Annotated in this window: 23 protein-coding genes; 15 read left to right on the top strand and 8 right to left on the bottom strand. The window is 66.4% G+C overall.

What is annotated here, in order from left to right:
• The first annotated feature begins 17 nt into the window (after window positions 1–17).
• The 4 genes from ACVWY6_RS19790 (at window position 18) to ACVWY6_RS19805 (ending at window position 5250) form a co-directional block, all read left to right on the top strand.
• Window positions 18–1229 (top strand): M50 family metallopeptidase, encoded by a 1212-nt coding sequence (locus tag ACVWY6_RS19790; RefSeq protein ID WP_457540426.1) that lies wholly within the window; start codon window positions 18–20, stop codon window positions 1227–1229.
• 38 nt (window positions 1230–1267) lie between these two features.
• Window positions 1268–2443 (top strand): flavodoxin-dependent (E)-4-hydroxy-3-methylbut-2-enyl-diphosphate synthase, encoded by a 1176-nt coding sequence (gene ispG / locus ACVWY6_RS19795; protein ID WP_023963929.1) that lies wholly within the window; start codon window positions 1268–1270, stop codon window positions 2441–2443.
• 71 nt (window positions 2444–2514) lie between these two features.
• Window positions 2515–3351, top strand: a complete 837-nt coding sequence (locus tag ACVWY6_RS19800; RefSeq protein WP_457540428.1) for a GNAT family N-acetyltransferase — start codon at window positions 2515–2517, stop codon at window positions 3349–3351.
• 84 nt (window positions 3352–3435) lie between these two features.
• On the top strand, window positions 3436–5250 hold the full coding sequence (locus tag ACVWY6_RS19805) for a penicillin-binding transpeptidase domain-containing protein (RefSeq protein ID WP_457540430.1): 1815 nt from the start codon (window positions 3436–3438) through the stop codon (window positions 5248–5250).
• Window positions 5251–5360: 110 nt separating this feature from the next.
• Here ACVWY6_RS19805 and ACVWY6_RS19810 read toward each other — a convergent pair whose 3' ends face one another.
• The 3 genes from ACVWY6_RS19810 to ACVWY6_RS19820 all read right to left on the bottom strand — a co-directional run bounded on the left by ACVWY6_RS19810 (window position 5361) and on the right by ACVWY6_RS19820 (window position 8352).
• Window positions 5361–6224 (bottom strand): heme ABC transporter ATP-binding protein, encoded by an 864-nt coding sequence (locus tag ACVWY6_RS19810; RefSeq protein WP_457540432.1) that lies wholly within the window; start codon window positions 6222–6224, stop codon window positions 5361–5363.
• A complete protein-coding gene (locus ACVWY6_RS19815; RefSeq protein WP_457541153.1) occupies window positions 6221–7219 on the bottom strand; it encodes a FecCD family ABC transporter permease in 999 nt (332 codons plus the stop codon). Before ACVWY6_RS19815 ends, ACVWY6_RS19810 begins: the two co-directional genes overlap by 4 nt.
• A gap of 80 nt (window positions 7220–7299) precedes the next feature.
• Window positions 7300–8352, bottom strand: coding sequence for a heme/hemin ABC transporter substrate-binding protein (locus ACVWY6_RS19820; protein WP_457540433.1), 1053 nt, complete (start codon window positions 8350–8352; stop codon window positions 7300–7302).
• Window positions 8353–8447: 95 nt separating this feature from the next.
• Here ACVWY6_RS19820 and map point away from each other — a divergent pair, with 95 nt between their 5' ends.
• From map to ACVWY6_RS19835, 3 genes are read left to right on the top strand one after another with little or no spacing between them, the layout of a single operon-like run.
• The gene (map, locus tag ACVWY6_RS19825; protein WP_457540434.1) at window positions 8448–9311 is read left to right on the top strand and encodes a type I methionyl aminopeptidase; all 864 of its coding nucleotides are present in this window, start codon (window positions 8448–8450) and stop codon (window positions 9309–9311) included.
• A 26-nt stretch (window positions 9312–9337) separates the two neighbouring features.
• Entirely contained in the window at window positions 9338–10855 is a 1518-nt protein-coding gene (locus ACVWY6_RS19830; RefSeq protein WP_457540435.1) for a cobyric acid synthase, read from the top strand.
• Window positions 10856–10890: 35 nt separating this feature from the next.
• Window positions 10891–11712, top strand: coding sequence for an alpha/beta fold hydrolase (locus tag ACVWY6_RS19835; protein WP_062797799.1), 822 nt, complete (start codon window positions 10891–10893; stop codon window positions 11710–11712).
• A gap of 39 nt (window positions 11713–11751) precedes the next feature.
• Here ACVWY6_RS19835 and mtr read toward each other — a convergent pair whose 3' ends face one another.
• Together mtr and ACVWY6_RS19845 are read right to left on the bottom strand one after the other, a co-directional pair.
• On the bottom strand, window positions 11752–13176 hold the full coding sequence (mtr, locus tag ACVWY6_RS19840) for a mycothione reductase (protein WP_457540437.1): 1425 nt from the start codon (window positions 13174–13176) through the stop codon (window positions 11752–11754).
• Window positions 13169–14203 carry an alpha/beta hydrolase gene (locus tag ACVWY6_RS19845; protein ID WP_457540439.1) on the bottom strand — a complete coding sequence of 345 codons (1035 nt, stop codon included), beginning with the start codon at window positions 14201–14203 and terminating at the stop codon, window positions 13169–13171. Before ACVWY6_RS19845 ends, mtr begins: the two co-directional genes overlap by 8 nt.
• 137 nt (window positions 14204–14340) lie before the next feature.
• On the opposite strand from ACVWY6_RS19845, the gene mqo reads away from it, so the two are divergent.
• From mqo to ACVWY6_RS19880, 7 genes are read left to right on the top strand one after another with little or no spacing between them, the layout of a single operon-like run.
• A complete protein-coding gene (mqo, locus tag ACVWY6_RS19850; protein WP_400730532.1) occupies window positions 14341–15894 on the top strand; it encodes a malate dehydrogenase (quinone) in 1554 nt (517 codons plus the stop codon).
• A gap of 13 nt (window positions 15895–15907) precedes the next feature.
• Window positions 15908–16366: a GNAT family N-acetyltransferase gene (locus ACVWY6_RS19855; protein ID WP_457540441.1), complete on the top strand. Its 459-nt coding sequence runs from the start codon at window positions 15908–15910 to the stop codon at window positions 16364–16366.
• A gap of 34 nt (window positions 16367–16400) precedes the next feature.
• Complete coding sequence (locus ACVWY6_RS19860; RefSeq protein WP_457541155.1) at window positions 16401–18317, top strand: VWA domain-containing protein; 1917 nt, start codon at window positions 16401–16403, stop codon at window positions 18315–18317.
• Window positions 18318–18375: 58 nt separating this feature from the next.
• Complete coding sequence (gene cobO / locus ACVWY6_RS19865; protein WP_457540443.1) at window positions 18376–18990, top strand: cob(I)yrinic acid a,c-diamide adenosyltransferase; 615 nt, start codon at window positions 18376–18378, stop codon at window positions 18988–18990.
• Window positions 18984–20393: a cobyrinate a,c-diamide synthase gene (locus tag ACVWY6_RS19870; protein ID WP_457540444.1), complete on the top strand. Its 1410-nt coding sequence runs from the start codon at window positions 18984–18986 to the stop codon at window positions 20391–20393. Before cobO ends, ACVWY6_RS19870 begins: the two co-directional genes overlap by 7 nt.
• 60 nt (window positions 20394–20453) lie before the next feature.
• The gene (cobA, locus tag ACVWY6_RS19875; RefSeq protein ID WP_023963905.1) at window positions 20454–21725 is read left to right on the top strand and encodes a uroporphyrinogen-III C-methyltransferase; all 1272 of its coding nucleotides are present in this window, start codon (window positions 20454–20456) and stop codon (window positions 21723–21725) included.
• Between the two features lie 48 nt (window positions 21726–21773).
• A complete protein-coding gene (locus ACVWY6_RS19880) occupies window positions 21774–23279 on the top strand; it encodes an MFS transporter (protein WP_457540446.1) in 1506 nt (501 codons plus the stop codon).
• Between the two features lie 15 nt (window positions 23280–23294).
• Here ACVWY6_RS19880 and yaaA read toward each other — a convergent pair whose 3' ends face one another.
• Window positions 23295–24038 (bottom strand): peroxide stress protein YaaA, encoded by a 744-nt coding sequence (gene yaaA, locus ACVWY6_RS19885; RefSeq protein ID WP_457540447.1) that lies wholly within the window; start codon window positions 24036–24038, stop codon window positions 23295–23297.
• A gap of 80 nt (window positions 24039–24118) precedes the next feature.
• Between yaaA and ACVWY6_RS19890 the strand changes: the two genes are divergently transcribed.
• A complete protein-coding gene (locus ACVWY6_RS19890) occupies window positions 24119–25858 on the top strand; it encodes a proline--tRNA ligase (RefSeq protein ID WP_457540450.1) in 1740 nt (579 codons plus the stop codon).
• 1 nt (window position 25859) lies between these two features.
• Here ACVWY6_RS19890 and ACVWY6_RS19895 read toward each other — a convergent pair whose 3' ends face one another.
• Window positions 25860–26294, bottom strand: a complete 435-nt coding sequence (locus ACVWY6_RS19895; RefSeq protein WP_023963902.1) for a ferritin-like domain-containing protein — start codon at window positions 26292–26294, stop codon at window positions 25860–25862.
• Window positions 26291–26821 (bottom strand): hypothetical protein, encoded by a 531-nt coding sequence (locus ACVWY6_RS19900; RefSeq protein ID WP_457540452.1) that lies wholly within the window; start codon window positions 26819–26821, stop codon window positions 26291–26293. The genes ACVWY6_RS19895 and ACVWY6_RS19900 overlap by 4 nt, the downstream gene beginning before the upstream one ends.
• Window positions 26822–26863 lie beyond the last annotated feature (42 nt).

Genomic DNA, 26863 nt, shown 5'->3' on the forward strand with positions numbered 1-26863 from the left:
GGGTTAAGAAGCGGCCGATGATGTTTGCTCTGGGCGTGGTGCTCTTTGCACTCGGGTTGCTGGCGTCGATCGCCTGGCACGAGTGCGGTCACATGTGGGCTGCACAGCGCACCGGAATGTATGTGCGGCGCTATTTCGTCGGTTTCGGCCCGACCCTCTGGTCGACGCGACGGGGCGAGACCGAATACGGGATCAAGGCGATTCCCCTTGGCGGCTTCTGCGACATCGCGGGCATGACCACCCACGACGAACTCGCACCCAAGGACGAACCCCGTGCGATGTACCGCCAGAAGTCGTGGAAACGGGTAGTGGTGCTGCTCGCGGGTCCGGTGCAGAACCTGATCCTGGGGTTCGTGTTGATCGTGATCATGGGGCTCGCCTGGGGGTTGCCCAACCTCTCCGGATCGATTCCCGCGAAGGTGGGAGCAATCTCATGCGTCGGGCCCACCATCACTAACGGCGACATGGCGCCGTGTACCGGTGATGGTCCCGCGGCGGAGGCGGGCCTGCAACCGGGTGACACAGTCATCTCAGCCAACGGCCAGCGAATCAGCGATACAGCGGAGCTGAGCAAGGTTTTGCGCGCGGGCACCGCTCCGGTAGCCCTGACCGTCGAGCGCGAGGGAGAGCAGCTCGACCTGACTGTGATACCGCAGCAGGTCACCTCCACCGCGGTTGACGATAAGGGCGTCACCACTACCGAGACGGTCGGCATGGTCGGCATCGCCTACGATCTCGACGCCGGAACCGAACATCCCTCGGCGTTGGGCGCAATCCCGGCGGCAGCGGGGTTCACCGGCGACCTGATGGTGGAGACCTGGCATTCTTTGTTGTCTTTGCCCTCGAAAATTGGGGCGTTGTGGACGTCGGTGACCGGGGGTGAGCGCGCCGCCGATACACCGGTCAGCGTTTATGGTGCATCGGTGATCGGTGGCGGGGCCGCCGAAGCGGGCGTTTGGTCCTTCTTCATATTCCTGTTGGCCAGCATCAATTTCTTCCTGGCACTGTTCAATTTGGTTCCGCTACTACCCTTGGATGGTGGACACATCGCCATCGTCGTTTACGAGAAGGTGCGCGATTGGTTGCGACGGCTACGTGGTCTCGGCGCCGGCGCGCCTGTCGACTACCTGAAATTGATGCCGGCGACGTACGTGGTCCTCGCGATCATGGGCGGATACATGGCACTGACGCTGACCGCTGACATCATCAATCCGATCAAGGTGTTCTAGACCATCCGAAAACAGTTACAGATCAGGAAGTGACCCCGATGAGTGCAGATGCAACCGCGATCGGTCTGGGAATGCCCGCCGCACCGCCGCCGGTTCTCGCACCGCGCCGCAAGACGCGGCAGCTACAGGTGGGCACGGTGCCCGTCGGCAGCGACCATCCCGTGTCGGTGCAGTCGATGACCACCACCAAGACCCATGACATCAACGCGACTCTGCAGCAGATCGCCGAACTGACCGCGTCGGGGTGTGACATCGTCCGGGTGGCGTGCCCGCGGCCCGAGGACGCCGAGGCGCTGCCGGCCATTGCCAGGAAGTCGCAGATCCCGGTGATCGCCGACATCCACTTCCAGCCCAAGTACATCTTCGCCGCGATCGACGCCGGGTGTGCTGCCGTCCGGGTCAACCCGGGCAACATCAAGGAGTTCGACGGCCGGGTCAAGGAGGTCGCGAAGGCTGCCGGTGATGCCGGGATCCCGATCCGTATCGGCGTCAACGCCGGATCACTCGACCCGCGCCTGCTCCAGAAGTACGGCAAGGCGACGCCGGAGGCACTGGTGGAATCAGCGCTGTGGGAGGCGAGTCTCTTCGAAGAGCACGGCTTCGGCGACATCAAGATATCGGTCAAGCACAACGACCCGGTGATCATGGTGGAGGCCTACCGCCAGTTGGCCGCTGCCTGCGACTACCCCCTCCATCTCGGTGTCACCGAGGCCGGACCGGCCTTCCAGGGCACGATCAAGTCAGCCGTGGCGTTCGGCGCCCTGCTCGCCGAAGGGATCGGGGACACGATCCGGGTGTCGCTGTCGGCGCCACCGGTCGAGGAGATCAAGGTCGGCAATCAGATCCTGCAATCGCTCAACCTGCGGCCTCGTAAGCTCGAGATCGTCTCCTGCCCGTCCTGCGGCCGTGCGCAGGTGGACGTGTACAAGCTTGCCGACGAGGTGAGTGCTGGACTCGAAGGTATGGAGATCCCACTGCGGGTGGCCGTCATGGGCTGCGTGGTGAACGGCCCGGGAGAAGCACGCGAGGCCGATCTCGGTGTCGCTTCTGGAAACGGTCGCGGCCAGATCTTCGTCAAGGGTGAGGTCATCAAGACCGTTCCCGAAGCTCAGATCGTGGAAACGCTCATCGAAGAGGCGATGCGCATCGCCGAAGCGGCAGGCGAATCCGGTGACGCGGCAGGGGCCGGCGCACCGATTGTCACGGTGAGCTGACTTGGCACCGAGCGGGCTGGCAGAATGGCGACGTACGCTCTCGTACGCCCGTTACTAACCTGGGAGCCGCGGTGCTGAAGCTGTTGGGTGACCGTCCGCTCGGCGAGCGGGACTTCGACGCGGTCAGCCAGGCTCTCGCCCTCGATCCGGTGTCGTCGTGCATGGTCGCGGCTCGGGTGGAAGACCACGGCATCAATCCGCGAGCGCTGGGCGGGGAGCTGTGGAGCAACGGACAGCCGGTCGAGTCGCTGTGTTTCTCCGGGGCCAATCTCGTTCCGCTGCTCGGTACCGCTGACGATGTGCGCACCTTCGCAGAGCGGGCCATCCGCAATCCGCGGGCCTGTTCATCGATCGTCGGGCCGGCGGAGCTGGTGATGCCCTTCTGGGAACACACTCGTGAACACTGGGGTCCCGCCCGCGAAATCCGTTACAGCCAGCCGCTTCTGGCGCTGGGCACCGAACCTGCCATCCGTGCGGACCCCTTCGTGCGACGGGTGCGACTGGACGAGATCGACGCATACCTACCTGCCGCGGTCGAGATGTTCGTGGGGGAGGTGGGAATCGACCCCTGCGCGGGAGACGGTGGACGGTCCTACCGCCGCCGTATCGCAGGCCTGATCAACGCAGGCCGTGCATACGCGAAGTTCGAACGCGGCGAAGTGGTCTTCAAGGCCGAGGTCGGTGCGATGTCGCGTCGGGTCGGACAGATCCAAGGTGTGTGGGTTGCCCCGCACCGTCGGGGCACTGGCCTCGGTTCTGCGGGTACCGCGGCCGTTGTCGAAGCCATCGTGGCTGCCGGCCGTACCGCCAGCTTGTACGTCAATTCGTTCAACACGCCTGCGCGCGAGGCGTATCGGAGAGTCGGCATGCACGAGGTGGGTACGTTCGCGACCGTGTTGGTGGACTGACCGACCGCAATCGGGTGGGATCGCTCCTGTCTCGCCTGCGTGGCAACCGGGTTGCAGTGCCGCGCGCAAATACGATGACCGGTGATGATCCGATCAATTCACCTGTGGCCCGTTCGACTCCTCGGGATCGCCCTCGTGGTGGTCATCGGGGTCGCGTCGGCAGGTTGTGCCGGTGATGACAACGGACCGGGCGCTGCAGCGCAACGATTTCTGAGTGCTTTCGCTGATCACGACGGCAGTCGCGCCGGAGCCCTGACCGACGATCCCGTGTCGGCGACGTCTGCGATCGACGCGACCTGGAAGGGCTTGGCCGCCACCGAGATGTCGGCCGACACAGGGCAGGTGAAGGTCACCGGGGACACGGCCACGGTCGCAACCGACTACACGTGGGACCTGCCGGGCGGGCGCACCTGGGAGTACCGGGCGACCGTGCAGATGTCCCGCAGTGACGCGGGCTGGCAGGTTCGCTGGGTGCCGTCGAACGTTCATCCGAAACTCGGTGGGAACCAGACGATGCAGCTGCGAACGCTCGAGGCCCAGCGTGCAGCGGTCCGCGAAAGCGACGGCACCAATGTGCTGGTACCGGGCACTGTGTACAACGTACGGTTCGATGCCGCGGTGGCCGCCGACTCCGGCGCGGTCGTGTCCACCGCGACGGCACTGGCGACTGTTCTCGGTCGGTTTGCTCCGATGTCCGCGCAGGCCATCGCCGAGCAGGCAACCGGGCTGGGCGGCGAGTACTCGGTGATCACGCTCGGTCAGCGTGACTTCGATCAGGTCCGTGACCAGCTCGCGGGTCTGCCCGGGGTGTCGACGGTCGACCAGGCAGATCTTGTCCCCTCTGATCCGAAGTTCGCCCCGGCGCTGCTCACCCAGGTGAAGAAAGAAGTGTCCAAGGATCTCGAGGGCAAGGCCGGCTGGCGTGTGGTGTCGGTCAACCCGAACGGACTCGATGCCGATGTGCTGGCCGAGACCGCCCCTGCCCCGGCTCCGTCGGTCCAGATCAGCTTGTCCCGCGAAGTGCAGGAAGCGGCGCAGCACGCGGTGGACCAGCGCACAGATTTCCAGGTGGCCATGGTCGCCATCCAGCCGTCCACGGGGCGCATTCTTGCGATCGCCCAGAACGAGCTGGCCGACCGGGACGGCCAGATCGCGACCATCGGTCTCTATCCACCCGGCTCGACGTTCAAGGTGGTCACCTCCGCAGCTGCGATCAGCACCGGGCTGGCCCAGCCATCGACCATGGTCGGGTGCCCCAGTGAGGTCACCATCGGCGAACGCAGCGTCCCGAACTACAACGGTTTCGGACTCGGCACGGTCCCGATGCAAACCGCTTTTGCCCGGTCGTGCAACACCACCTTCGCCAAACTGGCCAGCGAGATGGGGCCGTCTGATCTGACGCGGACCGCCGCATCTCTCGGTATCGGTCCCGAGTATCACGTGGTCGGCCTGCCGACGGAGAGCGGGTCGGTCCCGATCGCACCCGAACTGGTGCAGCGCACGGAAGACGGGTTCGGCCAGGGCAAAGTGCTGACCAGCCCGTTCGGCCTGGCGATGGTGGCGGCCACGGTGGCACGCGGTTCGACACCGATCCCGTCGCTGATCGTCGGCCGAGACACCACCATCTCAGGGCCTCACCCGGACATGGACCCGGCCGTGGTCACGAAGTTGCGCCCGATGATGCGCGAGGTGATCTCGTCCGGCACCGCGTTGCGCATGCAGGATCTCGGTGAGGTGTTCGGCAAGACCGGTGAAGCCGAGGTCGCGGATGGTTCGCACGCCTGGTTCGCCGGCTACCGCGGTGACCTGGCATGGGCCACATTGGTGGTGCTCGGCGGGAGCTCGGACAACGCGGTGGCCGTCACCCACGAGTTCTTGGCGGCCCTGCAGCCCCGATGACCTCGATCGGACCGGTGGAGATAGTGAGCTTTGTAAAAGACATCCTGCCAATATTTTTTGCCGATTCCGGCACGGGGTGGAACCAAAACTGAGAAGCTCTCGTCAGATTCCTAATCGGATCGGCGGGGCACTGGAGGGGGGTACCCCGCCGATCCGTTTGTTCGACCCAAGGTGGCCCGACCCGGGGCAGTTCGATCCGGGACCACAAGGAACTGGCCGGTGTCAGGGTGAATCCATGTCAGCACCGGATGTTCATAGACCTCACTGAGCAGTTCGGCAGTCATCACCTCGCGTGTCGGCCCGGCGGCCACCATCGTGCCGCCCTTCATCACCAGCACCCGGTCCGCATACGCCGCCGCAAGCGACAGGTCGTGCACCACGATCAGGACCGCGCCGCCGTCATGGCGCCGTTCGCTCAGTATCGTCAGCAAACGTTCCTGGTGATGGATGTCCAAGGCCGCGGTCGGTTCGTCGAGCATCAGGATGGGTGTCTGCTGAGCCAGTGCGCGAGCCAGCGCAACCCGGGCCTGCTGCCCACCGGACAGTTGGCTGAATGGCCGATCGCGCACCTGCAGCAGATCGCATTGCGTCAGTGCCGCTTCCACCACGGCTGCGGACTGCGCCGCCCGTTCGGTCCTGGACCAGGGAAAACGGCCCATCTCCACCACTTCGTGCACCAGGAATGGGTTGTCTTCACGGTGCGACTGCGTCACCAGGGCTCGCCGTCGCGCCAGCTCGACAGGGGACAGTGACCCGAGGTCAGCCCCCGCCACGGTGACCGACCCCGCGGCAAGGGGACGCAGACCCGCCAGGCCCGACAACAGTGTCGACTTTCCACAGCCGTTCGGGCCCACCAGCGCAACAATCTCGCCCGTACCGAGTTCGAGGTCCACGTCGGTCACGATGGGGCGGCCACCGATGGCGACGTGCACGTCGCGTGCGACGAGAGCCTGCCCGGGCGTCAACTTCGTCACCAGCCGACTCCGGTATGACGGCTGCGACGCAGCAGCAGGAAGAACACCGGCCCACCGATCAGGGACGTGAGCATCCCCAGCGGAAGATCGGCGCCGGTCATCAGCGTCCGAGCGCCCAGATCGGCGGCGCACACGACGATCGCCCCGCCGATGACGCTGGCGGGAAGCAGGATCACGTGCCGCGGCCCGACGATCAACCGCATGAGGTGGGGGACAACCAATCCGACGAACATCACGATCCCGGTGAAAGCGACGGCAGCAGCGGTGAGCACCGCGACCAGCAGAATGGCGATGCGCCGAACCGTTTCCACCCTGACGCCCAGGGCAGCGGCCTGAATTTCGCCCAGCGACAACAGATCCAGCCTGCGGACCAGCAGCAGGCTCACGGCGATGGCCGCAGTCGCCACCGGCAGCACCACCCACACCGGACGCCAGCCGACACCTTGGAGCGACCCCAGCTGCCAGAAGACGATCTGTTCGCGGTCGTTGGTGTCGGCGAGGAAGGTCAGGAAGGCGATGATGCCCGAGGCGAACGCGTTGACGGCAATGCCGATGAGTATCAACATGATCGGCGACGACGATCCATCTCGCATCGACAGGGTGTAGACCACGGCCACCGTGATCAGTGCGCTGATGAAGGCGGCGCCGGCCAGCCCCCACACACTCGCCCAGATCCCGCCCGACACGATGGCCAGGCAGGCGCCGACCGCGGCGCCGGCCGACACCCCGATGACACCGGGCTCGGCGAGTGGGTTGGCCAGGACGCCCTGGAGCAGACAGCCTGCGCAGGCGAGTGTCGCCCCGACGAGCAGACCCATCACGATGCGGGGAAACCGTACGGTCCACAAGGTTTCTTCCCCATTGGGGGAGCTCGGCATCGGCCCGATGTCGAGGCCCAGGTGATGCATCACCGATCCGAACACCTCGGCAGGCGGGATGTACACCTGGCCACTGGCAGCCGAGCAGCCGACCAAGACGACAAGCAGCGCCAGCATGAGGGCGATCACGAGGGCATTGCGGGAGAGGACAACCCGTTTGGCGCTGCCGACGGTCAGGATCTGCTCGCGAAGTGCCTTCACACGTAGATCGCTTCGGCCAGTGCCGCGAGCACCCGCCCGGTGTCGGGGCCGAAGGTGAGGATCTCGGCCTGGTCCATCTGCACCACACGCCGATTGCGGCCCGCGTCGGTCTGGGCCAGGCCCGGCAACTGCAGCACCTTGTCGATTCCTCCAACCGATTCTGCTCCTTGCGTCATCACCAGGATGACCGCGGGATCGGCGTTGATCATCGCCTCCGCGTCGACGGTGGTGAACGAGGAGGTCAACCCGGCCGCGGTTCCGGCATCGACACCACCGATCGCCTCGATCAGATCGTCGGCGCCCGAGCCGGGTCCTGCCAGGAGCTTGAACCTCTCACCGCGCAGGTACAGAAACGCCATCTTCGACCCATGCGCCCGTTCGGGCACCGATGCCCGTGCCGCCTCGATCTCCGCGTCGGTGCGGGCGGCGAGGGCCCGGCCCTGATCGGGCACGCCCAGCGCTTCGGCGACCGCAGTGATGAGCGGGCCGGTCGAGGCGATGGTGCGGTCCTTGGCGAACACCACGACCGTGATCCCTGCAGCGCGCAGTTGATCGATGGTCCCCGGCGGATTCACCGACTCGTCGATGAGCACCACGCTGGGATCGGCGGCCAGGACCGCTTCGATGTTCACCGAGTGCCCACTGTCGGTGATCAGAGGAAGCTGCCCCGCCTCGGGGATGACGGTGGACCGGTCACGTGCGACCACTCGTTCACCCAGCCCGAGGGAGAACACGATGTTCGCCAGGGTGCCCGAGCGATCGATCGCGATGATGCGGCTCGCGTCGACGACGGTGACCCGTCCGCCGCCCACCGAATCCACGGTCACCGGCAACATCGGGACGGGACTGTCGGCAATCGGCTCGACGTCCGGGCCTTCGAGCGCGGCGGTCTGCGGACCGGACCGCAAGATGTTGTCCTGCGCCGTCGAACTGTTCGCCGAGTCGGTGATCGGCGCGGTGGAACAAGCTCCCATCAGCACGCCGATGATCATGATCAGCGCTGCGACGACCGGCGCAGTTCTTCCACCGGAAGACCGGTTCTTGACCATCGTCGCACTCCATCCCAGCACAGTGTGAGCCTTACCTTACTTAGGGCGATACGGCTGTGATCGTGCGGGGGACAGCCGCGGGTTAGGCTGGATACATGCCAGTTCGTGCCGCCCTGACCCCCGGCGAGATCTCGCCCACCCTGTCCGTGCCGTCGTTCATCCCGCGCCCCGAGTACGTGTGGAAGTCGACGGTGAACGAAGGTCACGAGCCGTGGGTTCAGACACCCGAGACCATCGAGAAGATGCGGGTCGCGAGCAAGATCGCGGCCAACGCTCTGGCCGAGGCGGGTAAAGCGGTGGCACCCGGGGTCACCACGGATGAGCTGGACCGGATCGCCCACGCGTACATGATCGACCACGGTGCGTACCCTTCGACGCTGGGCTACAAGGGTTTTCCCAAGTCCTGCTGCACCTCGCTCAACGAGGTGATCTGCCACGGGATCCCGGACTCGACCGTCATCGAGGACGGCGACATCGTCAACATCGATGTCACGGCATACATCGATGGGGTGCACGGCGACACCAATGCCACCTTCCTCGCCGGCGATGTCGCCCAAGAGGTGGTCGATCTCGTCGACCGCACCCGCGAGGCGACGAACAGGGCGATCAAGGCGGTGCGTCCGGGCCGGGAACTGAACGTGATCGGGCGGGTCATCGAATCGTACGCAAACCGCTTCGGCTACAACGTGGTCCGCGACTTCACCGGCCACGGGATCGGTGAGACGTTCCACAACGGTCTGGTGATCCTGCATTACGACCAGCCCAACGTCGAAACGCTGATCGAACCCGGGATGGTGTTCACCATCGAGCCGATGATCAATCTCGGCGCCCTCGAATACGAGATCTGGGACGACGGCTGGACCGTCGCCACGGCAGACCGCAAATGGACCGCGCAGTTCGAGCACACCCTGGTGGTCACCGACACCGGGGCGGAGATCTTGACCCTGCCGGACGCCTGACCTGTGGCGCACCCGGACCTCCGTCGATGAAGGGCGCCCTGCTGGTCGCGGGCACCAGTTCCGACGCCGGTAAGAGTCTGATCGTCGCCGGGCTGTGTCGTGCGCTTCATCGTTCGGGTGTGTCGGTGGCGCCGTTCAAGGCGCAGAACATGTCGAACAACTCGGTGGTCACGCTCGACGGGGGTGAGATCGGGCGAGCACAGGCAATGCAGGCCGCGGCCTGCGGGCTGGCGCCGTCGGTGCGTTTCAACCCGGTTCTGCTCAAGCCCGGTAGCGACCGGCGCTCGCAGGTTGTGGTCCGTGGACAGGCAGACGGGTTCGTCGGTGCCGTGGACTACCACAGTCGCAGAGCTGCTCTGGCCGGCGTCGTGGGGGACGAATTGCGTTCACTGCGCGACGATTTCGATGTCGTGATCTGTGAGGGTGCGGGGTCACCCGCCGAAATCAACCTCCGTGCGTCCGACATCGCCAACATGGGTCTCGCCGAGATGGGCGACCTGCCGGTGATCGTGGTCGGCGACATCGATCGCGGTGGTGTGCTGGCTCATCTGCTCGGAACGCTGGCGTCGCTCGAAGCGGCCGACCAGGCGCGCATCGCAGGTTTTGTGGTCAACAAGTTCCGCGGCGACCGATCGATATTGGAGCCGGGTCTCGAACAACTCCACGCCCTCACCGGCCGGCCGACCATCGGCGTGATCCCGTTCGCGGAGGGTCTGTGGCTCGACGCCGAGGACTCGCTTGCCAGCGTGGTCGGGCACCCCGTGGGGCGATCTGCTCCGGCTGTGGGCACGGACCGGTTGTCGGTGGCGGCGATACGCCTGCCCCGGATATCCAACTCCACCGACGTCGAGGCGCTGGCGTGCGAGCCGGGAGTCGACGTGCGCTGGGTGGACGACCCTGCGAGCGTTGCCGTGGCCGATCTGGTGGTGATCCCCGGCAGCAAGGCAACGGTGTCTGATCTGAAGTGGTTGCGTGCCAGGGGAATCGACTCGGCGTTGATCACCCGCGCCAGAACCGGACGGCCTGTCCTGGGGATCTGCGGCGGCTATCAGATGCTGGGCAGATCCATCACCGACGACGTGGAAGGTCACGTGGGAGAAGTCGCGGGCCTGGGGATCCTCGCCCTCGACGTCGTCTTCGGCGAGCACAAGGTGCTCCGGCAGGTGAACGGCACGGCATGGGGACATCCGGTGACCGGGTATGAGATTCACCACGGGCGGGTGGTCGCTTCCGGAGATGACGGACTGCTGATCGATGCGGAGGCGGGCGGCGAGGGCAGTGTGCGTGGAGTTGTTGTGGGCACCCACTGGCACGGGGTGCTGGCATCGGACGGATTCCGTCGTGACTATCTCCGCCGGGTGGCCGGCCACGTCGGACGTTCCGGGTTCGTACCCGGGGAGGTGTCGTTCGAACAGGCGAGGATGTCGCAGCTCGATCTGATCGCCGACCTGGTGGAGACCGAACTCGACATGGAGTTCATCGCCGACGTGGTCACCGCTGGGCCGAAGCCGGGGTTGCCGACGCTCACGGCCACGCTGACTTGACCCGATCGTCGTACCCGGACACGTAGGCTGACCGGGTGAGTATCGAACACCGCACCCTCACCGTGGGCGACCTGCAGTTCGACGTCAGGATCGGTGGGCCGGAGAAGGCGCCGTCAGTGCTGTTGCTGCACGGATTTCCCACCACCGGAGCCTGTTTCGACGGCGTCGTCGGACGGCTGCACGATTCGGGCCTGCGTACCATCGTTCCGGACCAGCGCGGCTACAGCCCCGGAGCCCGGCCCGACGATGTCGCAGCCTACGAACTGCGGCACCTGGCCTCCGACGCCATCGGCATCCTCGACGCTCTGGGCATCGGGTACACGATGGTGGTCGGACACGACTTCGGGTCGCTCGTGGCGTGGCATCTGGCCGGCCACCATCCGGATCGGGTGACCGGACTCGTCGCGGTCAGCGTGGGCCACCCATCGGCGATCTCGACGTCCCTGGCCGCGAGCGATCAGCGTGAACGGTCGTCGTACATCCTCGACTTCGTCAAACCCGACGCCGAGGACACCATGCTCGCCGACGACGCGAAGATGCTGCGAGAGCTGGTCCCCGACGACAGCGTGCTGCCCCTCACCGAGCGTCCCGCGCTGACAGCGGCGCTGAATTGGTACCGCGCGAACTTCACCGGCGACATCAAGGCGCACCTGTCGTGCCCGCCGATCGAAGCCCCCACGACGATGCTCTGGGGCGACCAGGATTTCGCGCTGGGGCGCGAGCAGGCAGAGGGGAGTGGACGATACGTCTACTCCGACTACCGGTTCGCTGCCCTCGAAGGCGTCGATCACTGGGTGCCGCAGAACGCGGCGGCTGCGCTCGCGAGCGAGGTCGCGTTGCGTTCAGCCGTGTGGTGATCCTCCCCGTCCGGTGGACCCGGCACAGGCCCGGTCCCCTCAGACCTCGAGGCCGAGGAGCGCGTTCTCGAGGACTTCGGGCATGGCGGGGTGGATCCAGTACTGACCGCGGGCCATGTTCTTGACGTCGAGACCGAACGACATGGCCTGGATGACAGGTTGGATGACCGACGGCGCCTGCGGGCCGATGATGTGTGCGCCCAAGATGCGCCCGGTGCCTTTCTCGGCGATCACCTTGCACAGACCGGTGAGGTCCTCCATCGCCCAGCCGTACGCCACATCGCCGTAGTTCTGCACCTTGACGGTGATGTCGAGGCCGGCCTGCACTGCCTCGTCCTCGGTCAATCCGACCGACGCGATCTGCGGGTGGGTGAACACCGCAGCCGGTACGAACCGGTGGTCGAAGGATTCGAGTTCGGTGCCGTCCCAATCGCGCAGGAGGTTGGCCTGCACCACCCGACCTTCGTGGTTGGCGACGTGCTTGAGCTGGTACTTCGAGGTGACGTCGCCGACAGCCCACACGTTCCGGGCCGCGGTGCGCCCGTAGGCGTCCCGGCAGACGCGGCCCTCGGAGTCGATGTCGACGCCGATCGTGTCCAGTGCCAGCCTGTCGCCGTTGGGGATCCGGCCGACAGCGACCAAGAGGGCATCTCCGGTGATGACGGTGTCGTCGGCGAGCTGCACCCGGACGTCGCCGGAATCCTCCTGCTCGACACTGTGGATCGCGGACTCGAAGTGCACATCCCATGCGGCCGAGGCGATTTCGGTGAACCTGCGGGAGATGTCGGCGTCCTGCGCGCGCAGGAGAGCGTTGCTGCGGGCGATGATCGACACCTTCGAACCCAATGCGCCGAACACGTGGGCGAACTCTGCCGCGATGTAGCCGCTGCCGATGATGATCAGGTGCCTGGGGAGCTCGGGTAGACGCATCACGTCTTCGTTGGTGTGGAAGTTGACCCCGCTCTCGGCGACCACGTCCGGGATGGCCGGCCTCGATCCGGCGGCCAGCACCACCTTGGTGGCGACGACCTCGTCTCCGGCAGCGGTGCGCAGCCGATACCGGCCGTTGTCGGTGACCCCGTCGAACTCCACGTGACTGGTGTAGACGGTGATGTTGGTGCAGTCCTCGACGCGGTAGCGTTTACCGCCCGCCGAGATCGGATCGATCCGCCCGAAGACGCGATCGACGATGCCCGGCCAGTCGACCTTCTCCACCGAGCCCGTGACGCCGAGACGTTCGCCCTCCCGGATGGTCTGGGCGATCTCCGCGGCGTACACGAACATCTTGGTGGGGATGCAGCCGACGTTGAGGCAGGTTCCGCCGTAGATGCTCTCCTCGAAGATCGCGATCTCCTGATCGGCGAACCTCTCGTCGGGGATCGAGTTGCCGGTTCCCGAACCGATGATCGCCAGGTCCACCTCGTGCACGTGTGGATGGCCGTTGTTCGTTGTCGATTCAGCCATGGATGACACCTCGTATCCGGTCGTTGTTGCTCGAGAGCCAGTGGTCGAGTTCGGAGTAGGCGGTGTCGCGTACCCCGGTGCGCGACAGGAAGACGTCGTGGCGGGCGCCCTCGACGGGGACGACGCTCACCCGGCCACCGAGGCAACCCGACCACTTGGCGATCTGACGGACGTCGAGGACTCCGTCTGCCGAGTCGATGTCTGCGACACTGCCGTCGGCCTCGGGCCCGCTGAGGGTCGTCTCGGTCGAGTGCAGCACCAGCGAGGGAACGCCGATGTCGAGTCCGCGGTGCAATCTGGCCTGTCCCTGACGTACCGCGCTGAGGAAACCGAACGTGACCGGATAACCCTGTAAGGGTTTGTAATGGAGGTCGTACTCCCACTCGCCGTGCACGCTGTGGTGCAGACTCTCGCCGTAGGCGCCGGAGATGTTGCGGGGTATGGCGGCCAGGGGGCGTACCCGGGCGACGCCGTTGATCAGCGCGGTCCCGGCCGTGCGCAGGATCGGAGCGCCTTGCAGGTCGAACCACGGCGAGTTCAGCACCAGCCCGCGTGGGCGTGCCGAAACCAGGGGATCAAGCTCCCGCGGCCTGTCGAGTGCTCGCAGCCGATCGAGCCACAGGGCGGTGATCAGGCCACCGGTGGAGTGCGCGGCCACCAGGAGCGGAACCCCGTCGGTGCCGGCGTTGATCTCCGCGACGGCGAGGTCGAGCTCGAAGTCGTAGGCGGCCAGGTCGGTGATGTGATGAGGTGTCTGCCCCGGTCGTTGCGAACGTCCGCACTTGCGCAGATCCAACGCGTAGAAGGCATACCCGCGCTGAGCGAAGAACTCGGCGAGAGGTCGTTGGAAGAAGTAGTCGGTGAAGCCGTGGACGTACAGCACCGCGCCGGTCACCGGACCGGTCGGTTCGTGGCGGACGAGGGTGGCGGTTATCTCACCTTCACCGTCGGGGTCGATGCCGAGGTCGAAGGTCGATGCCGAGAAGTCGGGGCCGAGTACATCGGGCTGCCAGCGGGAAGGGGCCACAATCGTTCACTGTAGATGTGCGCGCCGCCACGGGGAGTGTGCCCGAGGCAACTGCCGACCGCGTTGCAATGACCGCACCCGCATGAGAGACAATGGAACACATCCGAAAGTTCGCCGAATCAGGAAGTTGAGCTGGAGTGTCTGAGTCAGCAAACCCGCGCGACGGCGGAGTCATCACAACCGACATCGTGCTGGTGGGCGCAGGAATCATGAGCGCCACGCTGGGCGCGTTGATCCACCGGCTGCAGCCGGACTGGTCGATCAGTGTGTTCGAGCGCCTCGACGCGGCGGCCGCCGAGAGCAGCGATCCGTGGAACAACGCCGGTACCGGTCACTCCGCGCTCTGTGAATTGAATTACACGCCGCAGACAGCTGACGGCGAGGTCGACATCACCAAGGCTCTGCACATCAACGAGCAGTTCCAGGTCTCGCGCCAGTTCTGGGCGAACTCGGTGGAAGCGGGTGTGCTGCGGCGCCCCGAGGAGTTCATCAACCCGATCCCGCACGTGAGCTTCGTGCACGGTGAGTCCAACATCGACTACCTGCGTAAGCGGTACGACAAGCTGGCGGGCGAGACCCTGTTCAAGGGGATGGAGTACATCACCGACCCCGTGGAGTTCACCAAGCGTCTGCCGCTGATGTCGGCAGGCCGCGACTTCGCGGATCCGGTAGCACTCAACTGGTTCGACGGCGGAACCGACGTGGATTTCGGCGCTCTCACCCAGCAGTTGCTCGGCTACATCGGCCACGCCGGCACGGTGAACTTCGGGCACGCGGTGACAAACCTGAAGAAGCAATCCGACGGCACCTGGATCCTGAAGGTCAAGAACCTCCGGACCAAGGAAACCAGCACGGTCAAAGCAGGTTTCGTCTTCATCGGTGCGGGCGGCGGCGCGCTGCATCTACTGCAGAAGTCGGGAATCAAGGAAGCGAAGGGATTCGGCGGCTTCCCCGTGAGCGGCGCGTTCTTCCGCTGCACCAACCCCGATCTGATCGACGACCACGGCGCGAAGGTGTACGGCAAGGCAGCTGTCGGTGCGCCGCCGATGTCGGTGCCCCACCTCGACACCCGCGTGATCAACGGCAAAGCAGGACTGCTCTTTGGACCGTATGCCGGGTGGTCGCCCAAGTTCCTCAAGGAGGGCAAGATCACCGATCTGCCCGCCTCGATCAAACCGGGCAACCTCCTGCCGATGATGTCGATCGCGCCGAAAGAGTTCGGCTTGCTGAAGTACCTGATCAGCGAGCTCGCCGCCGGACCGGCGGATCGGGTCGAGACGCTGGCCGAGTTCGTGCCGAGGGCGCAGGGGGAAGACTGGGAGCTCATCGTCGCCGGCCAGCGCGTGCAGGTCATCCGCAAGCAGGGGCGCGGCGGTGTGCTCGAGTTCGGGACCGCTGTCATCGCGGCCGAGGACGGCAGCATCGCAGGCTTGCTGGGCGCGTCGCCCGGTGCCTCCACCGCCGTCCCGGCGATGCTCGATGTCTTGCAGCGTTGCTTCCCGAAGCACTACGAGGCGTGGCAGCCGCAGCTGTCCGACATGATCCCTTCGCTGGGCCACAAACTGAACGACAATCCCCGTCTCTTCGAGCAGATCTGGGACCACACGTCCAAGGTTCTCGGACTGCAGAACACGGTCGAGACGACGCCGAATGAGCGTGGCGCTCATCTGGCGACACCGAGCACCGTGTGATAGGCACTTGCATATGACCGCCACCGCGAACCTGCACCGCAGCTGGGCCCAAGACATCGAGATGTCGACCCTCTACAAGATCCTGCAGCTGCGAGTGGAGGTGTTCGTCGTCGAGCAGTCGTGCCCGTATCTCGACCTCGACGGGCGCGACCTCGATCCGGACACGAGGCATCTGTGGCTCGAAGAAGACGGCGAGATCATCAGCACCCTGCGACTGCTCGAAGAGCACGAAGGCGGCAAGTCCTACCGGATCGGCCGCCTGTGCACCGACCGCGCGCACCGAGGTCAGGGCCACACAACCCGGCTGCTGCAGACGGCTCTGGCAGACGTCGGTTCGGACCTCTGCCGTATTCATGCGCAGACCTACCTCATCGACATGTACGCCAAGCACGGTTTCGTCGTCGACGGCGAGGAGCATCTGCTCGACGGCGTCCCACATGTGCCGATGGTTCGTGGCGGCGGACATCGCTGACGGTGTGAAGGATCCGCTCTCCCGAGAGACAGCCTTGGACGGGGGGCCTGGGCACGGCAGCAATGCCGGGCTGGACCTCCCCTTTCCGTTCAGTGCGGTTGTCGGACAAGAACAGCTCAAGCTGGCGCTCATCCTCGCCGCCATCGCGCCGTCGATCGGTGGCGTGCTGATCCGGGGTGAAAAGGGCACGGCCAAGACCACCGTGGTGAGGGCGCTCGGTCCGCTGCTGCCTGCTCGCGACGACACCGGAGCATCGGTGGTGGAATTGCCGATCGGTGCCACCGAGGATCGGGTGGTCGGTTCACTCGACCTGCAGAAAATTCTGTCCGAGGGTGAAAAAGCCTTCACGCCAGGGCTGTTGGCGAATGCCGACGGGGGAGTGCTCTACATCGACGAGGTCAACCTGCTCGCCGACCACCTTGTCGACGTGCTGCTGGACGCAGCGGCGACGGGCCGGGTGGTCATCGAGCGTGACGGCGTCTCGCACACGCAAGCGGCCCGTTTTGTCCTCGTGGGGACGATGAACCCCGAAGAGGGTGAGCTCCGCCCGCAGCTGCTGGATCGATTCGGACTGGCGGTGGATGTGGCCGCGCCGCAGGAGATCGCGACGCGCGTCCAGGTGATGGAACGCCGACTTGCGTACGAAGACGACCCGGCAGGGTTCGCGGCACAGTTCACCGACCAGGACGCCGAGGTCGCCGCAGCCATCGCGCGGGCACGCTTGGTGCTCGGATCGGTGCGGCTGCCGCCGGCCCAACTCCGACGCATCGCGGCGATCTGCATGGAACTCCAGGTGGACGGTCTGCGCGGTGATCTCGTGGTCGCCCGTGCGGCCCGGGCCCACGCCGCATGGCGTGGATCCGACCTTGTCGAGGACATCGACGTCCGGCGTGCGGTGGAACTCGCGTTGCCGCACCGACGTCGCCGCGACCCCTTTGATGAGCCCGGTCTCACCGAGGACCAACTCGACGACGCCCTGCAGAAGGCGGACGAGCAGTCGCACCAGCCGGACAGTCAGAACTCGGAAGAACAAGCGCCCGGGCCAGAGCCCGAGCCACCGCCGCCCGGCGATCCGGCGGACACCGACCCCGATCCCGACGACCCAGGTCCGGACGGCTCGAAGGGTGGGGGAGCGACGCCGCCGAGCGGCGGATTCTCGCCGACCCGTGCGTCGGGCAAGGTCAAACCGATCAGTGCCGTGGGTGTTGGCGCCGGGGAGCCGGGTCGACGTTCGCAATCGCTGAGCGTACGGGGGCAGGCAGTTCGAGCGGTCACCGAAGGCGGAAGTGGCGTGCACCTGATCGGCACGGTTCTGGCCGCTGCGGAAGGCCACCTCGAGCGGGGCAACACGCGACTTCAGGTACTACCGCAAGACGTCCGGGGTGCGTTGCGCCGCGGCAGAGAAGGCAACTTGGTGGTCTTTGTCCTCGACCTGTCGGGATCGATGGCGGCACGTAAGCGCCTGGACGCAGTGTCTGGCGCAGTGGTGTCCATGCTGCGCGATTCCTACCAGCGACGTGATCGTGTCGCCGTGGTGACGGTGCGCGGTGACGGCGCAGAGGTCGCGGTTCCGCCGACCCGGTCCGTGGACGCCGCAGTACGGAGGCTGACCGGTCTGCGCACCGGCGGACGCACGCCGCTGGCCGAAGGCCTGCTCACGGCCCGCGAGGTGATCCGCCGGAACGCATTCAAAGAGCCTCATCGACGCCCACTGGTGGTGGTACTCACCGATGGCCGGGCGACAGCCGGAGCGGGCGCCTTGCCCAGGGCCGCGGCGGCGGCTGACCGGCTCCGTCGCGACGGGACCACATCCATCGTGATCGACTGTGAGCACGGCATGATCCGTCTCGGGCTTGCGGCGTCGCTCGCCCACGGCCTCGGCGGTCAGTGTGTGCAACTCGCCGACCTCACCGCCGGTGGTGTCGCGGGCGTCATCCGCGCGGCTGCATGAGCACGGATGTGTAGACGCCGAGACACTCACAGACCACCACACCGAGAGAGGTAGAGCTGTGCCACAGGGAGTTCCATCGGTCATCCCCGACGACGGTCTGACCACCCGAGCGCGCCGTAACCAGCCGGTGCTGGCTGTTCACACCGGTGACGGCAAGGGCAAGTCCACGGCAGCATTCGGGATGGCCATGCGTGCCTGGAATGCCGGCCTCGACATCGGCGTGTTCCAGTTCGTCAAGAGTGCCAAGTGGAAGGTCGGCGAAGAGTCCGCACTGACTGCGCTCGGTGAGCTCCACGCCCAGACAGGCCAGGGTGGTCCGGTGCAGTGGCACAAGATGGGCGAGGGCTGGTCGTGGATCCGCCACTCGGGCAAGGAGTCCGACCACGCCGAGCAGGCTGCCCAGGGGTGGCTCGAGATCCGGCGCCGCATCCTCGAGAGGACCCACGAGTTCTATGTCCTCGACGAGTTCACCTATCCACTCAACTGGGGGTGGGTGGACGTCGACGACGTCATCGAGGTGCTGAGGTCCAGGGAAGGCAAGCAGCACGTGGTGATCACCGGTCGTCGCGCTCCGGCCGCGCTGGTCGACGCTGCCGACCTGGTCACGGAGATGGTCAAGACCAGACACCCGATGGATGCCGGTCGTAAGGGTCAGAAGGGGATCGAATGGTGACGGCTCCACCGGCACTCGTCATCGCCGCTCCGGCATCCGGAAGCGGTAAGACCACTGTCACAACGGGTTTGATCGGCGCTCTGGCCCGGGCCGGGCACCGGGTGGCGCCCTTCAAGGTCGGCCCCGACTACATCGACCCCGGTTACCACGGACTGGCGGCGGGCCGGCCGGGCCGCAATCTCGACCCCGTGCTCGTCGGCGAGGACCGCATCGGTCCGCTGTATCGAGCCGGATCCGCTGGCTGCGACCTCGCCGTCGTCGAAGGCGTCATGGGGTTGTTCGATGGCCGCATCACCGAAGACCACATGCCGGCGATCGCGCCCGGATCCACCGCTCAGGTCGCATCTCTACTCGGTGCGCCGGTGGTATTGGTGATCGACGCATCCGGACACAGTCAGAGCCTCGCCGCGATCCTGCACGGGTTCGTCAGCTTCGATCCAGGCATCGACATCCGGGGTGTGATCCTCAACCGGGTTGGTTCCCCCCGTCACGAATTCGTGCTTCGCCAAGCCTGTGCCCGCGCCGGGCTCGAGGTGTTCGGCGCCGTTCCCCGCAATGCGAAAATGGCCGTGCCCTCGCGCCACCTGGGCTTGATACCCGCTGCCGAACGCGGGCCCGAAGCGGTCGCCGCGATTGATGCCATGACCGAATTGATCGGCGGTGCAGTCGATCTGGCCGCCCTCGTCGCCGCTGCCGACATCGGAGCGGGTGCCGTCGGCCCGATGTGGTCACCGGAATCGGAGGTCGGGGTCGACGAATCTGTGTCAGGCGACAGCAGGCCGGTCATCGCGCTCGCGTCCGGTGCGGCCTTCACATTCGGGTACGCCGAACACTCCGAGCTCCTGGCCGCCGCCGGCGCGTCGGTGGTGCCGTTCGACCCCCTCACCGACCTGTTACCCGATGGGTGCTCGGGTGTTGTCATCGGTGGTGGATTCCCCGAGGAACATGCCGCCGCGCTTGCCGCCAACCGGCGGCTGCTGACCCAGCTGCGCACAGTCGCACGATCCGGGATCCCCATCCACGCCGAATGCGCGGGACTGCTGTACCTGGCCCAGAGCCTTGATGATCATGTGATGGCCGGAGTGCTCCCCTTGCGCGGAACCTTCGGCAAGACACTGACACTCGGCTACCGAGACGCCGTCGCCCTGACGGACTCGGTGCTGTTCGATGCCGGTTCCCGGATGCCGGGGCACGAGTTCCACCGCACCACCATCACGGCTCTCGACGGCTCGAAGCCGAGCGCCTGGGGGTGGCGGCGCGATGGGGTGGCCCACATCGAGGGTTGGGTACAGGGCAACGTGCACGCGTCGTATCTACACACTCATCCGGCAGGTAGGCCGGAGGTCGTCGCGCGCCTGGTGCGGGCGGCGAGAACCGCGTTCGAGAGCGTTTCGCAGTACTGACGAGCGTGACGCCCTAGGTGCCAACCGTGCACACGAAGTGCGCTGGGTACGGTTTATCGCATGTCGGACAAGGAACTCGAAGGCCAGCAGGCCGATCACTACCTGGTGGGGCTCAGTTTGTCCGGGCGTCGGGTGGTGATCATCGGTGCGGGTTCGGTGGTGCAGAGACGATTGGGCACCCTCGCCCACAGCGGCGCGGACATCCACGTCATCGCCCCAGAGGCGACCCCGACCGTCGAATCGTTCCCGGGCATCACGTTGTCGCTGAGGGAATACCGCGACGGCGATCTCGCAGATGCCTGGTACGCGCTCGCGTGCACCGACGATCCCGAGGTCAACGCCGCGGTGGTGGCTGAAGCCGAATCACGGCGCATCTTCTGTGTTCGCGCCGACGATGCGCGGCACGGTACCGCCGTGACCCCTGCGTCGTTGCGGCACGACCACCTGAGCATCGGAGTGCTGGCCGGTGGGGACCATCGACGGTCTGCCGCGGTCAGGACAGCGATCGGTCAGGCGCTGGGCGGCGGCGAGTTGGGCGCTGCCGGTCTGGAGGCGGCTGCGCACGGTTCACAGCCACCCGGTGTCGCGCTCGTCGGAGGTGGTCCGGGTGACCCGGATCTGATCACGGTGCGTGGTCGGCGGTTGCTCGCCGCTGCCGATGTGGTCGTCGCCGATCGCCTCGCGCCGCCGGCGCTGCTCGCCGAGCTGGGACCGCACGTGGAGATCATCGATGCCGCGAAGGTCCCCTACGGACGGGCGATGAAGCAGGAGTCGATCAACGAGGTCCTCATCGACCGCGCCAAGGCAGGCAAGTTCGTGGTCCGCTTCAAGGGCGGGGATCCGTACGTCTACGGCCGGGGATTCGAAGAACTCGCGGCATGTGTGGCCGCGGGTGTGCCGGTGACGGTGGTCCCCGGGATCACCAGCGCCATCGCCGGTCCGTCGGCCGCCGGCATCCCGGTGACGCACCGGGGGATGACCCACGAGGTGGTGGTGGTCTCCGGTCACATCCCGCCCGATCATCCCGACTCCCTCGTCGAATGGCCTGCACTGGCGAAGATGCGCGGCACCATCGTGCTGATGATGGCCGTCGAGCGACTCGACGTGTTCACCGCGGCGCTGCTGAAAGGCGGGCGGGACGAGGCGACCCCCGTCGCGATCATCGAGAACGCCACACTCAGCAGCCAGCGGGTCGTGCGCTCGACGCTTGCTGCGGCGGCCGCGGACGCACGCTCCCAGAACGTTCGCCCACCCGCGATCGTGGTGATCGGTCCGGTCGCCGGGTTCGACGCGGAAACCGGCAGCACCGGGACTCCCGCGACCGGACCGTGACAAGCTTGATTGTGAAATGGCGACCAGGCGGCGGTACCGTCGATGCCCATGACCTCATCGACACGCATGTCTGCTGACGTCGGACAGACCCGCGTGTGGGGCCCGCAGATCGTCGTGCTGGGCGGTATGCAGCTGCTCGTGGTGCTCGACGGCACGGTAGCCGCGCTGGCTCTGCCCCGCATACAGACAGCGTTGGAGCTCTCCGACAGCGCCGGAGCATGGATCATCACCGCGTACGTGCTCGCGTTCGGTGGTCTGATGCTGCTCGGCGGAAGGCTCGGCGACACTTTCGGACGCAAGAGGATGTTCGTCGGGGGTGTGGCGGCCTTCACCGTCACTTCTCTGCTCTGCGGACTCGCCTGGGATCCGTTCAGCCTGATCATCGGGCGCGGGCTGCAAGGCGCTTCGGCAGCGGTGGCCGCGCCCACCGCAATGGCCCTGGTGGCAACCACATTCGCGCCGGGAAAGGCCCGCAACCAGGCATTTGCGGTCTACGCCGCGATGACCGGGATCGGTTCGGTGGCGGGTCTGATCGCAGGAGGCGTGCTCACCGAACTGTCCTGGCGGCTGGTGTTCCTGATCAACGTCCCGATCGGTCTGCTGGTCGCGATAGGCGCAATCTTTGTCCTGCAGGAGTCACAGGGTGAGCGCCTGCCGCTCGACGTCCGGGGTGCCGTGCTCGGCACCGCCGGCTGTTCCCTGGTGGTGCTCGCGGTGAACGAAGGACCCGGAGGCTGGTTGCGTCCGATCGTCGTGGTCCCGCTCATCTTGGGGATCTGTGCACTGATCGCTTTTGTGATGGTCGAGCGTCATGCCGACAATCCCATCCTGCCGTTCAGTCTGTTCGCCAACCACAGCCGCGTCGCAGCGCTGGTCGCGATCCTGCTGGCGGGCGCCATCATCATGTGCATGGCGGTCTTCATCTCGCTGTACCTGCAGGGCATTCTCAAGTACTCACCGATCCAGAGCGGCATGGCCGTGGTTCCGTTCGCGTTCGGTCTCGGGATCGCGGCGGCCGTCGCATCCAAACTGGCGTTGCGTTTCCAGCCGCGATGGTTGGTGATCGCCGGCGGTTCGGTGGTGGTCGCGGGCTGCGCCTACGCTGCCGCGATCGCCCGCGATGCGCCCGCCTACATGCCGCACATCTTCATCCCGGTGATCGTGATCGGCGCCGGCGTGGGTATGGCGGTGATCCCGCTGACGCTGTCTGTGGTCGCCGGAGTCGGGCCCACCGAGATCGGACCGCTGACCGCGCTCGCGCAGGTGGCCCAGAACCTCGGTGGAGCGATTGCACTTGTTGCGGTCGGGGCGATGGTGACCTCGCGGACCCTGTCCGAGGGTGGGGTGACCGGACCGGTGGAAGAGATGGACGCCGGCGAGCTCGATGCGCTCGCAAGCGGTTATGGGCTGGCGTTCGTCTGTTGCGCCGCGATCGCCGTCCTTGCCGGTGTGGTGGTGATGTTCATGCGTTTCACCCCCGAGGACGTCGCAGAGGGGCAAGCGGCTCAGGAGGCCGCTCACACCGACATCGACCCCAACGAACTGACTGCCTGACCCTGCGTCCACCGCTCAGTCGGTGAGGACGATCAGCTCCCGCTCAGAGGCCACCTCGGCTCGCTGACCCCCGTCGGCGACGATTGCCGCCAGCGAGTTGATGTCGCGTACCTGTTTGCGAGACCGGATCAGCGAGCGGGCCACCACACCCTTGTGGTGCTTGTTGAAGTGGCTGACAACGGTGCGTGTGCCGTCGGGTCCCTCGGTCAGCACTGTCACCGTGATGGCGTCGGGGACAGGACCCAGTTGCTGGTAACCACCCGACCGCAGGTCGATGACCACATCCTCGCCCAGAGCGGCCAGTGCCTCGGGGAGCGCGGGTTTCCATTCGGCTGCCAAAGTCCTGAACCCCGGAATTTTCGACCCCGCGGACAGTCGGTACGCCGGGATCAGGTCGCCCGCTCGCACGACGCCGAACATTGCCGAGCCGACAGCGAGACGGTCGATCGCCTTGGTCTTGCCTGCCCGACTCAGCGACGGGTAGTCGAGTGCGTCGAACAACACACCGGTGTACCGCTCGATCGCCGGTCGTGTCGGACTCGTCCACAGCTGGGCGTTCCGCTCGATCTCGGGCGTTGCCGACGCCCCCAGGCCCAGAGCCTTACGGCTCGCGTCGTGGTCGTCGGCGAGGGACACGATGGCCTCGGCCAGCTTGCGGCGGATGGGCGTCAGGGTGGGCAACGACAACGCGTCCAGGTCCAGTGGAGCGCCGCGGCCGCCTCCGGCCTTGGTCTCCGAGGGGGGTAACACGATCAGCACAGTGCAACACCGTATCGCCGACGGCACAGCCGTGACCGGGCACCGCCGGGAAGGCGTCCAGACCCCGTTAAGGTGACACCGTGATCACACGCATGTCGACCCTGTTCCTGCGCACGCTGCGCGACGACCCAGCCGACGCCGAGGTACCCAGCCACCGGCTGCTGGTCCGCGGCGGCTACGTCCGTCGGGTCGCCCCAGGCGTGTACAGCTGGCTGCCCCTGGGCCTGAAGGTGTTGCGCAAGGTGGAGACCGTGGTGCGCGAAGAGATGGACAACATCGGAGGCCAGGAGATCTCTCTGCCTGCACTGCTCCCGCGCGACCCGTACGAGGTCACCGGCCGCTGGACCGAATACGGCGCCGCCCTCTTCCGGCTCAAGGACCGCAAGGGCGCCGACATGCTGCTCGGACCGACACACGAGGAGCTGTTCGCGCAGCTGGTGAAGGGGGAGTACTCGTCCTACAAAGACCTCCCGGTCACGCTGTACCAGATCCAGACCAAGTATCGCGACGAAGAACGCCCGCGTGCGGGTATCCTTCGCGGCCGCGAGTTCATCATGAAGGACTCATATTCCTTCGACCTGGACACCGACGGATCGAAGGCGTCCTACGACGCCCACCGAGAGGCGTACCAGGCGATTTTCCGCAGGCTCCAGGTCAAGTACGTCATCGTGGCCGCCACGTCCGGCGCGATGGGGGGCAGCGCGTCCGAGGAGTTCCTCGCCGAGAGCGAGGTGGGCGAGGACACCTATGTCCGCAGCCCCGAATCCGGGTATGCGGCCAACGTCGAGGCCGTCATCACCCCGGCACCGCCGGCGCGCCCCATCGAGGGCCTGCCCGAGGCGACCGTGCACGACACCGGCAACACCCCCACCATCGACACGCTCGTGGCGTGGGCTCAGGAGACCTTCCCCGATCGCGGCTTCACTGCGGCGGACACGCTCAAGAACGTGGTCGTGAAGCTGCGCCATCCCGACGGCACGTCCGAATTGCTCGCGGTTGGTGTGCCCGGGGATCGCGAAGTCGACATGAAGCGGCTCGAAGCAGCTGTGGAACCTGCTGCGCCCGAACTCATCACAGACGCCGATTTTGCTGCCAACGCCTTCCTGGTCCGCGGCTACATCGGCCCGAAGGCCCTGCAGGACAACGGTGTGCGCTACCTGGTCGACCCCAGGATCGTCGACGGCACCGCGTGGATCACCGGCGCGAACGAGCCGGGCAAGCATGTGGTGGACCTGGTGGTCGGGCGGGACTTCGTGCCCGACGGCACGATCGAGGCCGCCGAGGTGCGCGACGGGGATCCGTCGCCCGATGGCCTGGGAACCCTGGTGACCGCCCGGGGGATCGAGATCGGCCACATCTTCCAGCTGGGTACCAAGTACACCGATGCATTCGATGTGGACGTCCTCGGCGAGAACGGCAAGCCCGTCCGGCTCATCCAGGGTTCCTACGGGGTCGGCGTGTCCCGGATGGTCGCCGTGATCGCCGAGCAGCACCACGACGAGAAGGGTCTGCGGTGGCCGAAGTCGGTGGCGCCCTTCGACATCCACCTCGTGATCGCGAACAAGGACGAACAGGCGTGGGCCGGGGCGCAGGGTCTGGCCGCCGACCTCGATGCAGCCGGCATGTCCGTGTTGATCGACGACCGCAAGGCGTCGCCCGGAGTGAAGTTCAAGGACGCCGAACTGCTGGGCATGCCCGTGGTGGTGGTGGTCGGTCGTGGCTGGGCGAACGGCACGGTGGAGATCCGGGATCGCTTCACCGGCGAGGCCACCGAGGTCGCCTCCGACGTGGCGGTCGAGACGTTGCTTGCGGGCCGCTGACTCAGATCGTGCTGCCGGGCAACGCGACGGTCGACGGTGAGATCCGTAGCGCCAGACGCCATGTCGCAGCCCGACGGGCGCTGTCGGTCAATCCGCCCAGCGCCAGGCCGCGTACGGCGGCGTCCTCGGCGCGTTCCAGCAGGGCGCGGTAGGCGATCGTGCAGTCCTCTTCGGTGGACAGCGCGACGGTGAGGGCAGAAACCGGGTCGGTGATCGGCTGCGGCAGATCGTAGCCGGGTGCTGCCTCCGGCACCTCGGCCGCGGCGGTGGTGAGAGCCGCGGTCAACTCTTCTCGACGTGATCGATGTTCGGCGGTGAACTCGGCGACGGTCTGTGCGCGGGACGCGGCCGCGTACGCCGCCACCACCCCGTAGGTGAAGATCGTCGCGTTCTCTGCATCCAGTGTCGCCGCGAGGGCGTCGGTGGTCACGGTCACGAGAGCTGCACCGCCACAGCTGTTGTGGTGCCGGCGCTGATCGACCCGAGGAGGCCGGCGACATACCCCTGCGTCTGCACCGCCAGGTCACCGGCCGACCGGGCGGAGGCGGTGAGCTGTACACGCAACTGATCGATCGTCGGTGGGGCCGGCGGGCTCGGACTCGGCGCCGCGGAACTCGATGCGCTCTTCGCGCGTCCGCTGTCGAGACGGGTGATCTCGTCGGTCAGCGCCCGTGCATGCGTGCTGCGCTCCTGCGCGATCACGGTCAGTGCGGCCGCCCGGTCGGGATTGGTCGCCACCGCGGCCGTCGCGGCAGTTGCATCGGCGTTCGCCGAGGCGACCTGGGGGAGCAGCTGGTCGGCGAGCTTCTGTTTCGCAGTGACCTCCGCGTTGTCACCGCATGCAGCCACCGTCGCCACCGCGGCCGCACCCGCCGACAACACAACCGTCGATCGCAGGAAAACCCGTCGCGTAGGACTCCAGCTGGTGGAGCCCGAGGGTTCCACGGACCTCACCAGGTCCATCGAGTTTCGTATGTCACTGACCGTCACAGGTTCACATAGTGC

The organism is Williamsia sp. R60 (genome assembly GCF_054063855.1).